Below are 13,344 nucleotides of genomic sequence, written 5' to 3'. Positions count from 1 at the left end.
GCCGATGCTGACGCCGATGCTGATGCCGATGCTGACGCCGATGCTGACGCTGATGCTGATGCTGACGCTGATGCCGATGCTGATGCCGATGCTGATGCTGATTGTGATGCTGATGCCGATGCTGACGCTGATGCTGATGCTGATGCTGATGCTGATGCTGATTGTGATGCTGATGCCGACGGTGATTCCGACTCTGATTGTGATGCTGATTCCGACAGCGATTCAGACTCAGACAGTGACTCAGACTCTGACGGTGATTCCAGTAATGGTACGGGTAACAATGGCTCAGGAACAAATAATGGTTCAGGAATTAACAACGGTTCAGAAACTAATAATAGCAATGGAAAAGGCACAACTAACTTAGGAACTAAGTTACCAAATACTGCAACGTCTATGTACAATTCAGCTATGGCTGGATTAATGGCCTTGCTTGCTGGTGTTGCTTCTCTGTTTGCTCGTCGCAGAAAAGAAAACAAAATTGAACAGTAAAATATAAGGCTAGCACTAGCCAATAATCAGCCTATACTTCAGATGAAATATAGGCTGATTACCTTTTTCATCATCTGCCTAAACTCATTTTATCCTATAAGTCGGAGGAGGTATCTATGAATGATAAGAAACAACATGAGAGAAGTTGAAGAACGGTTAGAGGCTTTAAAGAAAAGAATGGATGAAAAATTAGAAAGTAATGATATTCAACTTGATATCCTCTCAAATAAAAGTACAAAATATGTCATATTTTTATCACTAGGTAACCCTGATGTTAGAGCAAAAGTAGTGAATGCCAGTGGTAACAACTGTGAAAAAGCTTGGCAAAAAGTGAAGAGGTCTGCAATCAAACTAATCCAAAGATCCTACTTTGACCCAGAATGGATTAAATTAGACATCGTTACAAATGTAGAAGAATGGGATTTTCCAGACTTTGAAGAATATATTAAGCATGTAAAACGCAATTACTTTAGAAAAGGAATTGCTTTCGATGATGAATTTCGCTTGGCTTTGTTAGAACAAGAAATAAATGGTTTTTCTCTTATTCGAAGCAAGCAGGGGCAGCCACAAGAATTAGATGAAATAAATATTAACCATTACATGAAATACAGGTATAATCAAAAGTTCCCATTCTATAAAAACTCTTATCGCAATAAAAAAATATACCTATTTGAAACAATGGCTTTTTTTGATGAAAATAGTAAAATCTATGAATTATATAATGGAGAATTAACCAACGGTATTAGGAAAGTTCATAATCTTGAATGTGAATTACATAACTTGATCAAAAAGTCAGCTAGTTTTCTAGTTAACGAAGTTGAAGAGAATGGCAAATTTGAATATGGATACTTTCCTTGTTTTGCTAAGAGGATTCCAACATATAATATTCTTCGTCATTCAAGCACTTTATATGCAATGGCAGAGGCATTTGAATATTTAGGTGATGAAGAAATACGTGAAGGAATTGAAAGAGGGATTGATTATTTAATCAACAATGCGATTGTATACAAAGAAGATTGCGCTTATGTAGTAGATTACGCAAATGATAATGAAATAAAGCTGGGAGCAAATGCGCATGCCATCTTGGCCTTAACAAAGCTCATGCAGGTTACGAATGATTATCAATATTTAGAGCTTGCTCGTTCGTTGGGAAGAGGGATCATTTCGATGCAAAAAGAGGATGGAGGATTTTTACACGTTTTGGAATACCCATCCTTTAAGATAAAAGAGGCCTTTAGAATCGTCTATTATGACGGAGAAGCAGTTTTTGCTTTGCTAAGATTATATGATTTGGATCGTCAAGAAAATTGGCTAAATAAAATAAAGGATGCTTTTGATTTTCTGATAGCAAATGATTATTGGAAATATCACGACCATTGGCTAAGTTACGCCGCAAATGAAATTACTATGTATATTCCTGAGGATCAATACTTTATTTTTGGGCTAAAGAATTGCCATGGAAGATTAAACTTTATTTATCATCGAAATACCACTTATCCAACTTTTTTGGAATTAACGATGGCTGCTTTTAAAATGGTTCGAAAAATAGAGGAATTAGGTAAGGAGTATTTGTTTGAGTACATTGATAAGGAATTTTTACTTCAAACAATTGATAAACGAGCTGAATATCAAAGAGTAGGATTTTGTTATCCTGAGCTTGTTATGTATTTTAAAGAACCGGGTCTCATTTTAAATGGTTTCTTCATTCGACACCAAGCGTTCAGGGTTCGAATTGATGATATTGAACACAATGTTTCAGGTTATATTCATTATTTGACGCACCGTCTTCCAGAGTTGAAGGAATCAAAAGATTTAACATTGACGGATGTATAGCTACATCTTTTATGTAAAGTATTTGATAAAGGAGTTTTCTAATGAAAGTTGCGATTATCTATGGTGGTGCATCACCTGAACACGAAGTTTCTATCAATACAGCGTATTCGGTTTTACATTCAATTAATTATAACAAATATACTGTGTTACCGATATTTATAGATAGAGAAGGTAAATGGCATTCACACGGAATCATTAAATCTCCTTTTCCAACGGTGGAAGAAATGGTGTTAAAGAATGAATCAGAATTCATCTTAAATGACATAAGGCAATTTGATGTAGTGTTTCCACTTTTACATGGAGAAAATGGTGAGGATGGGACGATTCAAGGTTTTTTTGAGTTATTAAATGTTTCATATATCGGAAATGGTATTTTTGCTTCAGCGGTTGGTATTGATAAGGTGTTAATGAAAAATCTTTTTAATCAAGCCGATATTCCTCAAGCTCATTACATTTCTACAGATTATCTAACATGGAGTGCGAATGAACACGACTTTTATCAACGTATTGATCGTGAAATCGGCTTTCCTTGTTTTGTTAAACCGGCTAAATTAGGGTCCAGTGTTGGGATATCGAGATGCAGCGGGAAAGAAGACTTACAGGAAGCCTTCAACATGGCCTTTTCGTTTGATCAAAAAGTAATTGTTGAAGAAGCAATTCAAGGAAGAGAAATTGAGATTGGCCTATTGGGAAATCATGATATTCATTTTTCTGTAGCTGGAGAAATATTATTCGATCATGAGGAGTTTTATGATTATGAATCTAAGTATATGAGCCAAGAAACAAAACTTTGTGTGCCAGCTCATATTGACAATGACATTTATCAACAAATAGTTGACATTGCTCGAACATGTTATGAAATCTTAGAGTGCTCGGGTTTGGTAAGAGCGGACTTTTTCTTGACAGAATCAGGGAAAGTTTTAATGAATGAGGTCAATACTTTGCCTGGTTTTACCGAAAAAAGTATGTACCCTATTCTGTGGGAGCGAAGTGGTGTACCTTATTCAGAACTCATTGACGCCCTCATTAACCTGGCAATAGAAAAACATGGAAAAAGGCGTTAACTACAGCTTATGATCTATTTTTATCTTAATAATTATTCCCCCATAATAATTTGAGGTGTTTTATATGACTGCGGGTTTTACATATGAGGAATTAAGAGAGATGCTAGATGGTTATTATTTTACTGATATAAGTTTAATCCGGCCGATTATTGATTTTGAGATTGATCCGACGCATCTTTCGAAAAAGGAAGGTAACTGCTTTATTTCTATTTCAAATAAAAGATGGAATGAAGTACATAGAAGGAACACAAATTGGAAAGATGGAAACGACAAAATTCTGCAATTCTATCAAAACTGTGACTTGATCATTACGGAAGAACCCATTCAACAATTGAAGAATGACGTGCCTCAACTAATTGTAAAAGACAGTTATAAAGTGATGAAATTGCTAGCCCAGGCTGGACGGGAAAAAATGCAAAATCCTGTCATTGGAATAACAGGTTCAGTAGGAAAAAGTTCTACACGGTTAATGTTTGAACATCTACTGCAAGACGACCACTCTATTGTAGCAACAAGAGGAAATCATAACACACAAACAGGAGTACCGCTATACGGTGCTAAACTATGTCAAAATCCAGATGTAGGAATATTAGAAATATCGTTAAACGCCTTAAATAATAGGGGAAACCAATCACTTACAATAAGGCCAAATATATGTATTGTCACTTCTATAGGAGAAGCGCATTTATCAACTCTACACTCGTTAGAAACCGTAGCCCAATTTAAAGCAAGGATATTTGATGGACTGGAGGCCAATGGCTTAGCTATCATTAACAAAGATATTCTACCAAAAGCATTTCAGATATTGTTAAAACGTGCCGCGAAAAGAACCGGTCGAATTAAAACATACAGTTTGAAAAGTGATGCAGCGGACTTATATCTTAAAAAGATCGTTCATTCAAAATATAAATCAACAATCGTGTTTCATTACAAAAATAAAGACTATCAATTTGACATGCAGATGCCAAGTGAAGGAAGCATTGTGAATTCGCTTGGTGCATTTCTTTGTCTAGCAGAAATGGGTTTTGAAGTAGATGCTTTATTATCTAAGATGTTCCATTTCCAGTCTCTTGACAGGGTAATGGAATTAAAACAGCTAACAACAAGTGATAATAGAAATATTGATATTATTGATGATTCTCATAATGCTGCTATCCCTTCGATGATGAATGCGATTGAAACTTTTAAAGCGAAACAATCGTTTTATCGAGGAAATAAAATATTAATATTAGGACAAGTAGCGGATCTAGGTGATCAAAGCAGTCGTCTTCATGAGGGACTTATACCGCATGTCCTATCATCAGGTGCTGACTTTGTATTTGGGCATGGCCATTATATGAGAAAGGTAATACAGAAATTGCCTGCACATATGGTGGGCGGTTGGTTTGATAATGCTCTTAATCTGTCTAAACATGTTCCTTTCTATTGTACAGACGATTCACTTATCGTATTGAAGGGTTCAGTTTCAGGAAGTGATTTTAGAAAAATAAGCCATCTATTACCTTTACAAATAAAGCGTTCAAAACAAGCGCTAAAAGACTTTTCTCCAAATTCTATTGCTGAAGTTCTACAGCCTATGTGGGGTGCAGCTGGACATGATCTTAAGAGTAAACAAGAGATTTTTTCAATAGGTTATCCTTCTTCACAAAGTATTGAAGGAATTGCTCCTGTTCTGCTTCTCATGATTTTATTGAAAAAGGGGATTCAGTTCCATGAAGTCACTTATTTAAAAAATTGGCCCACAAATAATGGGGAAAGTATTGGCAATAAACCATTCGAAACAGGGGAGAAGTTCTCACATAGAGAATTAGTGGAAGAATTAATACAAACTCAGCATCCGAGTGCGATTTTTGAGCTGGTAAACATATACTGTGGCAGCCGTGGATCAGCTATGGAGGAAATTTTAAAAGCTTCTCAATCACTTAAAATAACTCCGGCGGCCACATTAAATTTGTCGGGGCGCTATCGTGTAAAAGAACAGCAAGCTTTTAACTTACATGATTTGTTTATTGTCGGAGAACAGCTTTTTGAATTTCAATCCTATTTACCTACATTATTTGTTATAGATGGCAGCGAGGTCAAAGGGATCGTATTGGGAAATGTACGCTATTCTTGTATCGCTTTTGTAGGTAATATCATGATTTGTATGATAGGAATGAGATCGAGGAATAAATTACTACACTTGTTAAGCCAGTCGCTGCACAATTTAAAATCTAATCCTATTTTGCAAAGGGATGAAACAGTTGAAAAATAGTCAACAGCAGGATCAAATGGAAGAATTAGAAAAGAAAAATTTAGAAATTGAAGCAGAATTGAATCAGTACCTTGAGAACAAGAAAGAAATCGATGAAGAAAAGGAAGAAGTTGAATCTACTCCATTTCAAAACACTTTTATGTTTATTATGACAACGGTGCTTGTATTGATCGTTGTCATAAAACTTGTAACTATTTTTTATAAGTTTATCTTTTAAACCCTTATCTCCTTCCAAAAAGGGATAAGGGTTTTTAAAGGGTTTAACTAGGACGGGACGTGGCATTTCAATCAATTTTTTGTATTATCACTTGTTCATAAACAGAGAATAATTTAAGATTAATTTAATGAATATTTCTGGTAATTTTTTCTGAACTTTACCTCAACATAACTTTTCTAGGTGTCAAAAAAGCTCGGTTTTTAGTAAATCAGCCAAAGAAGTGATAGTATACATAATCTTTAAGATTATATTTTCTCAGTCGTTTTGACTACTGTATCACCACTATTCACAAGTAACTATGAAGGCTCTTTTATTCGTTGTTGCGTCTGCCAATCAAAAAGTGGTGATCATGTGAAAAAGGGCAGTTCGTTACCAGAAGACATACTTGCAAGCCGCACTAAGAATGAATCGTTTATTCGGCAGGCACACAGGTATGATAAAAAGGAAAAAAGCTGTAGGAATAGATTTCCATAAACAGGAAAGCGAAGCTACCAATATTTTAAATATGACATTAGCTTGTGAAGGTTGAAATGAAGGAGAGAGTTCAATGAGGAAATTGGGAAGTATTTTGATAATCATTGGAGTAGTATTCATCGGTGTGTTTGTTTATCAATATTATGATCATTGGAAGGCGCAAGACGAATCATTAACAGAAGCGCAAGAAAGCGTTGATAAGGGGAAAAATAAGGTTAAGCTGACCCCCGATGATTTCAAGGTTAATGCGAACGAAGCTTTTGCCATTCTGGAAATTCCAAAACTAGGAAAGTCATTGCCTGTTGTGGAGGGAACAGATCCGGACTCACTCAAGAAAGGTGTAGGACACTTATCTGAATCTGTTTTGCCAGGACAAGGGGAGCAAATCGTTTTTTCTGGACATCGTGACACAGTTTTCCGTGAATTTGGAAAAATTGAGATTGGAGATCAATATATTGTAAATACACCATATGGCTCCTATACGTATGAAATTCGAGATACAGAAATTGTTTCTGCAAATGATACGACCGTAATCAGAGAGATGGGAGAAGAAGTACTTGTTGTAACAACGTGCTATCCTTTCCGCTATATTGGGGATGCTCCGGACCGGTTTATTACATACGCTTATCCGGTAGGAGATAAGTAAAGCGATAAATTGACTCATTTAACTTCATTCAGCAGAAGTCTCCCACATCTGTAAGTGGTGAGATGAAAGCATATTGGTATTCCATTCAGTAGGGGTTCAAACCCCGCTAAATAAAGTTAAAGCCTCCGGCAGATGCCACAGATTTTCAGAGGATTTTATCGAGCCGAGCTCGATAAAATCTGGGCGCAAATATGCCAAGGCGCATTTGATTGATATAGGATTAAATATACTTCGGATGGCCTATTTATCTTCAATGGTGGATGAATGTAAAAAAGGGATTTGATTGCTGGAGCGATCATCTTATTTTGGATGTGAACTCAAAATAGAACGGACTTTGAGTTTAAGAGCGCTGTCCACGAATAAGGATAAGCGCTCATATTCAAATCTCAAGGGTTTTAAGATGAAGTCATTAATAAACCAGAAGAGAGGAGAGTATTGATTGAAGAAATTGATGAGATCTTCCACTGATAAAGTTTTATTTGGTGTATGTGCGGGGATAGCTGAATTTTTTAGTATCTCTCCCTTTATTGTAAGATTAATATTTTTCGTCACTGGTGCAGTTGCCATCTATATCATCCTGGCTGCATTATTACCTGAAAATCCATCGTTATATTAGCTCCTTCAGTTAATAACGGGCGCTAGAATTATCCCTCAAGATTAACTGAAACCTTTTCAAATTAGACTACAAATAGACCGGTTTCTCGGAAAGGGGAACAAACATGTCTGAAAAAGGCTGCATAAAATGCAGGAGCAAAGATGCACGGAACAAAAGAAGCTGCAATGACAGGAACAGGATTATCTAAACTACTCGATCTTCAGCATAATACGTTTTTGGTTGTTTATTGAATAACTGCGGTTATTCCGAGTTCTATAATAAGCAGACTTCCACAGCATCGAATATATTAGATTTATTCTTTGGATAAAATATGCAGAATTCAATCGCGGCAATACTGTAACAGTGGTGTTGCTTTTTAGTATTCAAAGAACGATGTGAAAAAAATGTACCCAGAAAAGGAGTAATAGCTTGGGAGGGGAGAGGTGGACTGTGATATGGGCAGAGTTAGCAATCTACTGTTTGTTAATCATTAGCACCTTAATTATAGAAAAAGTCATTAGAAATAAATTGAACCTGCCAAAAAGAACAAAATATAATATAAAATTTACTAAAAAACAAAGGTTTATTGAGGTTTTAATTGTAGCGATATTTATCATTGGTGGATTTTTGGCAAGTACAAGTGTTGATGATATGGGTTCCGGTCGTACACTAAATGAAATTCCCATTTATTTGTGGCTTTCATTCTTTATACTTGTATTCTGGAGTTTTAGAGGATACATGGCAAAAAAATCAATGAAAGATTCGAAGGAATATATGATTTATTTTGTTTTTGCGGCATGGTTTCCAATTATGGTCATCATCGCTTATCATAGTACAAATATTTTTTTGAACTAAAACCTTTCTTCCGCAGAACGCAGTGCTAATAGCGGCTAGCTTGAGAGCTATTTTGGTAAAAATATCTTCAGGGAAAAACATGACTGTACTCCTTCTGTATGAATAAAAATAAGATCATTCAGATCGGAGATTGGAACCCAGGGTACAATCTTAACTTTTATAAAAGGAATAATTAGGAAAATGTCCATAAAAAGCCAATTGAATCCATAGGGGTTTAATCGGCTTATTTTATTGCAGAGATACACGACAGTAAAAACATAAATATGCTTTCCTTCATTATGATTCCAATGGCGATTTACTGAAAAATAGTTCTTTAAGGCAGGCGGTAATTTTGTTAACTATACAGATCGGTCATAACGATGACAGTTATACTGAGTCAGCCGCGTTGTAAGTGGCAAATATGTTATAATTTAACTATGAATAAACGGAAAAACTTAAAACAACAGCGGGAGCAGGAGAGCAGCCCGTCGATTGAAATGTTAGGACGAGAGTCGCTGTTTATATCTTTTGGTTTTGCTGCATTACTCTCGTTTTTTGTTTCAATTCTTTTGATTGGGGGCATTATGGTTCTGATATTTTTGGTTCAATTTCCCCGCATTGAGTGGTTTCCCTTTTTATCAGGAGATTTGAAAATGCTGGCGATTAATGCTTCAGCCTTATTCATGGGTATCGTTTTGTTCATGAGTGGAACAGTGCTATATGGCTACTTGCAACCTCCGTATTCTATCATCATGTCACCTGATCGGATTGAATTCTCAAAATGGGGTCGTCGTTATGATATAGCGTTCGATGAACTGATTGGGGTTGAGCAGAGATTCGTCATCCGGCCCTTCGCTTTTTACTGGTTGAAAGAATATCTTCTTTATACGCCTGAGCACGTCAGCAAACTGCCTTTGAGATATATCGAGGGCCATTATAAGGTCGAGGATCGGTTGCTAGAGAGAAATAAAGGGCTGAATAACCGGAGATTGGAGGCGCTTAAAGCAACGGCGCAGTTGCAAAAAGGTACAGATTCGTCCGATCGATTAATACTTACTTACAGTACAATGAAGTTCCAGCAGATCATCGTGGATTATGAGCATAACCAGATTGTTTTTTCAGAAAAAAAGCAATTGCCTGCAGATCAGATCAGAAAAATCATTGTAGACTGCAAAGTAAGTCGGGAGAATGGCGGCGGCAGAGAGCTCATATTCCATCAGCAAGATGGCTGTAGCCACACCGTCAAAATGAAAAATTATTCATTCTTGGACGAGGAATGGTTCACGCTGCTGCAGAATTTGCATATAGCCGCTTATAAGCTGAACATTCCCCTTGAGGTCGATATCCCGCCGAATCGACCGCTTTATATTTTGTCTCCTAAAAGACTCCTAAATGCTAGGTATTTCTATCTCAGACTGTATACTCATATATTACTTCATTCACTAGCATTTCGATCCACACAAGCTGAAGTGTGCGACATCTACAAAAGTGCCGGAAGGTGCAGCGCATAATTTTGTTCCGAAGCGTTGGCAAAACATCGGTATGACTTTAGTTTGGCACTCTATGACCTGCTATCGTTATCACGCTTAAACTGACGGATTTATTTACAGCTCAACGAACCAACCGCCAAAGTGAGAAGAAAAAGCTTTACTAATGTCTGCTTTAATGGCGATGGGAACAAATATTAGATGCCTAAAATGGAAGATGCTACTTCTGCTATTACATACTATCAATTAGTTGACGCCGCATAGTTGGTTATACAAAATTTCAATGCTTATAGGAATTTTCACTCACAAGATACCCGATTAAAGGAGAACTTATTATGCCAAAAGTGTATGTAAAACACATTGATGCGTTTAGTTCGATTCCAGAGAAAGGAAATCCAGCAGGCGTTGTATTAAATGGAGAGGATTATACAGAAGAACAAATGTTAGCTATTGCATCAGCAGTAGGTTTCAACGAAACAGCTTTTGTTGTTTCTTCGGATATTGCTGATTTTCGCATCCGTTACTTCACACCTGGACATGAAATAAATTTATGTGGTCATGCGACAATGGGAGCTGTTTACGCATTAAGAATGAACGGCTTACTAAAACAATCAGCTTTTACCATTGAAACAAATGCAGGCGTATTGCCAATCCATATTTGTGAAGAAGATCATCAATTACTTATCACAATGCAACATGCGAAACCAAAGTTTCAATCATTTAGTGGTTCAAGGTCTAATTTAGCAGCTTCAATCGGATTAAGAGAAGAATATTTACATGTAAAATACCCAATTGTTTATGGTAGTACAGGAGTATGGACATTAATTGTACCGGTTAAAGAGTTAGCAAGCTTTGGTAAAATGAACCCAATGACAGAAAACTTTCCAAGTGTTTTAAAAGAAATGCCGAAAGCTTCTTTGCATCCTATCTGTTTTGAAGTTCGAGATGATGAAAATGATATGCATGCTCGTCACTTTTCATCTCCCTATTCGGATACAATTGAAGATGCCGTTACGGGAACCGCTTCAGGCGTAATGGGGGCGTATTATAAAACCTTTGTAAATAAAGACACTAAATTACCAACGACGCTTATTGTTGAACAAGGACATGAAATCAATAAAGACGGACGAGTATATGTACATGTAAGGGGAGAACTAGATCAATTGGATATCTCCATTTCGGGCACGGCTGTTTATGTTAAAGATATTGAGATTGAATTTTAGTTTGGCGAAGCCAAAAGGTTTTTGGGTAAGAACACACTTGTTCTCTATTGAGACGAAAGATAAAATGATTATAATCAAAATATTTTGAAAAGAGGATTATTGTGTTCAGAACTCTAAAAGTCGGATTCAAAGCAAACAAGCTTTACAAACTCTTAATCATTTCAGGCAGCATTCTGTTTATTTATCTGCTAAGGGGCGTTATTACCTAGCTTATTTGTGAAAAAAATCCAACCCGTAGAAGTAATGAAAGAAGGAGAGATTAGTCTATCCAAAGCGAGAATTGTTCCGGTTAAAGGGCTGCTCAGCATTGAGGTGAATGCCATATTCAGCAGATGGATTCGCAACCTATTGACAATTTTTACGATAGGTTTACCTAGAGGGCTGCTCATTGTATTCATTACAGTATCGTTAAGTTTGAACGGGGTTTTATTCACCACTTGGCTGGGACAGTATGTCTCGATGGAGGTAAAAGCACCTCATTATTTTTCGGTAATCTTGTGTTTTCTCATTGCTATTTTAACAACTTCGGAAGTCATGTGGCAAAATATCAAGGAAAGAAATGTAGAAATCTCCTTATACAAGGCATTGGGGTGGCAGGATCGGGCGATACGAAAGATGATCTATATCGAGGGAGCCCTTATCGGATTTCTTGGTGGAATTCTAGGTATAGTGTTCAGTATGGTGATTCTACATTTAATGTATCAAACCATTGCATGGAATGAATTCTGGGTATTTGTAACAGGGTTAATTGTTCCTGTTTTCGTAGGTGTAATTAGTGCTGCTATCCCTGGGAGGAAAATCAAAATAGATCCTAGTATGGGATTGAAACAGAGATAAATAAAAGATAAATAACATTTTTAGAAGAAAGACTCATCTCCTAGTGTATAGATACTTGACCTGAAACTAATCCTTCATCATCGTGAGGTAAAACTGCCGCTTGGAAGCAGGCTTATTTAATCAGCTGGTCTTGGACCCACTTTTTTTCCGGTATTTTGGGCGGTCATGATCGGTCGAACGGTTATGTCTCCATTCACACGAATTTGACAGGATAAACGTAAACAATCTTCAATTAAATTCTCATCAATGCCTTTATTAGCAAAGGCGTTTTTTTCTTTTTTCGTTACTTCCATAAAATCACCTGCTAACACTTCTACCCTACAGGTGGTACATCTTGCATTTCCCCCGCAACAATGGAGGATGTTTACACCATTATCTTCGAGAGCTAACACTAATTTTTTTCCCATCTCTACTTCAAAAGTTTTTTCGCCGAACACCGTTACGAAAGGCAATTTCCACACCTCCAAAAGGATGGGTTGCTAATTATGAGCAATTTCTGGATAAGGGTTATTCTGAGCCAGTTTATCTATTTTATACAAAAAAGCCTTTGGATGAATCGCTTAAAAACAAACGAATAAACAATCTATACGGTAGACAAACTTAAAAGGAGGAGGTGTATCTTCGTGAATCAATCTAATTGCGATTTTTCACCGTTGAAACAAGCTTTAAAGGAGGAGATTCGCCAAGTCATCATGGCACTCCAAAATAATTTGGAAGTAATGGATAATGAAAACTACTGTCTTCTTGAAAATTTTGAAAAGATTAAAGAACATTTTATATCCATCGACATGAAAGCCGCTTCGTTTTATTTGAACTGTTATTTGGCTCCGTTTACAGATAAATATTTGGATTTATCAATTTGCATTCAAAATATGTCTAGCTATAGACATGGCGGGTTAATTGTCATTCAAAGAGAAGATTCTCTTGATTCGTTGATACAATTAGGTATTCCACTCAAGGCAGAGTTGACTCATTCCTTATTAGAATCGATTTTCTTTCCTGGAAATCCGCTCCATGATGGGGCTGTAATGATAAAAGCTAATCAGGTCGTTTCCGCAGCAAATGTTCTTCCGCTTTCAGACAGATTTGTAGGGGATAAAAAACTGGGTACGCGACATCGTGCCGCTTTAGGTTTATCTGAACGAAGTGATGCACTTGTCCTCGTAGTATCTGAAGAGACAGGGAGGGTGTCATTTGGATTTAACGGAAATCTCTATCCCATTAATATTGGCTAGCTCCATAGGACGAAAATTAAATCACTGTCGCTGCTAATGTTAAGGACGAAACCTCCGCGAAAAACTAAGCAAGGTGTCTGCCTTTCTACACTCTGAGTTATCATTTAACTTCATTCAGCAGAAATCTCCCACTTCTGTAAGTGGTGAGATGAATGC

Annotated in this window: 14 protein-coding genes and 1 pseudogene; 14 read left to right on the top strand and 1 reads right to left on the bottom strand. The window is 36.7% G+C overall.

The window, feature by feature from the left end:
- The 13 genes and pseudogenes from D5F11_RS25415 to D5F11_RS25355 all read left to right on the top strand — a co-directional run.
- The coding region (locus tag D5F11_RS25415; protein ID WP_126646689.1) for an LPXTG cell wall anchor domain-containing protein at window positions 1–489 on the top strand (489 nt) is incomplete at its 5' end.
- A gap of 120 nt (window positions 490–609) precedes the next feature.
- Complete coding sequence (locus tag D5F11_RS25410) at window positions 610–2,322, top strand: YyaL domain-containing protein (protein WP_120119509.1); 1,713 nt, start codon at window positions 610–612, stop codon at window positions 2,320–2,322.
- A gap of 41 nt (window positions 2,323–2,363) precedes the next feature.
- On the top strand, window positions 2,364–3,386 hold the full coding sequence (locus D5F11_RS25405; RefSeq protein WP_120119510.1) for a D-alanine--D-alanine ligase family protein: 1,023 nt from the start codon (window positions 2,364–2,366) through the stop codon (window positions 3,384–3,386).
- Window positions 3,387–3,450: 64 nt separating this feature from the next.
- Window positions 3,451–5,640: a Mur ligase family protein gene (locus D5F11_RS25400; protein ID WP_120119511.1), complete on the top strand. Its 2,190-nt coding sequence runs from the start codon at window positions 3,451–3,453 to the stop codon at window positions 5,638–5,640.
- Window positions 5,630–5,857: a hypothetical protein gene (locus D5F11_RS25395; RefSeq protein ID WP_120119512.1), complete on the top strand. Its 228-nt coding sequence runs from the start codon at window positions 5,630–5,632 to the stop codon at window positions 5,855–5,857. The genes D5F11_RS25400 and D5F11_RS25395 overlap by 11 nt, the downstream gene beginning before the upstream one ends.
- A gap of 547 nt (window positions 5,858–6,404) precedes the next feature.
- Window positions 6,405–6,977: a class D sortase gene (locus D5F11_RS25390; RefSeq protein WP_120119513.1), complete on the top strand. Its 573-nt coding sequence runs from the start codon at window positions 6,405–6,407 to the stop codon at window positions 6,975–6,977.
- A gap of 73 nt (window positions 6,978–7,050) precedes the next feature.
- Window positions 7,051–7,260 carry a hypothetical protein gene (locus D5F11_RS25385; RefSeq protein ID WP_126646688.1) on the top strand — a complete coding sequence of 70 codons (210 nt, stop codon included), beginning with the start codon at window positions 7,051–7,053 and terminating at the stop codon, window positions 7,258–7,260.
- Window positions 7,261–7,416: 156 nt separating this feature from the next.
- A complete protein-coding gene (locus D5F11_RS25380; RefSeq protein WP_245998329.1) occupies window positions 7,417–7,593 on the top strand; it encodes a PspC domain-containing protein in 177 nt (58 codons plus the stop codon).
- Window positions 7,594–7,696: 103 nt separating this feature from the next.
- A pseudogene (locus D5F11_RS25375) lies at window positions 7,697–7,900 on the top strand (zinc ribbon domain-containing protein).
- 122 nt (window positions 7,901–8,022) lie between these two features.
- Entirely contained in the window at window positions 8,023–8,427 is a 405-nt protein-coding gene (locus D5F11_RS25370; protein ID WP_185830916.1) for a DUF4181 domain-containing protein, read from the top strand.
- A gap of 632 nt (window positions 8,428–9,059) precedes the next feature.
- On the top strand, window positions 9,060–9,917 hold the full coding sequence (locus D5F11_RS25365; protein ID WP_245998327.1) for a hypothetical protein: 858 nt from the start codon (window positions 9,060–9,062) through the stop codon (window positions 9,915–9,917).
- Window positions 9,918–10,228: 311 nt separating this feature from the next.
- On the top strand, window positions 10,229–11,116 hold the full coding sequence (locus D5F11_RS25360; protein ID WP_120119515.1) for a PhzF family phenazine biosynthesis isomerase: 888 nt from the start codon (window positions 10,229–10,231) through the stop codon (window positions 11,114–11,116).
- A gap of 243 nt (window positions 11,117–11,359) precedes the next feature.
- Complete coding sequence (locus tag D5F11_RS25355) at window positions 11,360–11,953, top strand: FtsX-like permease family protein (protein ID WP_143253795.1); 594 nt, start codon at window positions 11,360–11,362, stop codon at window positions 11,951–11,953.
- Between the two features lie 116 nt (window positions 11,954–12,069).
- Here D5F11_RS25355 and D5F11_RS25350 read toward each other — a convergent pair whose 3' ends face one another.
- The gene (locus D5F11_RS25350) at window positions 12,070–12,405 is read right to left on the bottom strand and encodes a 2Fe-2S iron-sulfur cluster-binding protein (protein WP_120119517.1); all 336 of its coding nucleotides are present in this window, start codon (window positions 12,403–12,405) and stop codon (window positions 12,070–12,072) included.
- A 171-nt stretch (window positions 12,406–12,576) separates the two neighbouring features.
- On the opposite strand from D5F11_RS25350, the gene cdaS reads away from it, so the two are divergent.
- The gene (gene cdaS / locus D5F11_RS25345; protein ID WP_120119518.1) at window positions 12,577–13,188 is read left to right on the top strand and encodes a sporulation-specific diadenylate cyclase CdaS; all 612 of its coding nucleotides are present in this window, start codon (window positions 12,577–12,579) and stop codon (window positions 13,186–13,188) included.
- Window positions 13,189–13,344 lie beyond the last annotated feature (156 nt).

This window comes from Siminovitchia terrae, from assembly GCF_003605405.2.
Lineage (GTDB): Bacteria > Bacillota > Bacilli > Bacillales > Bacillaceae_C > Siminovitchia > Siminovitchia terrae.
This window is presented reverse-complemented; position numbering and strand designations above follow the sequence as displayed.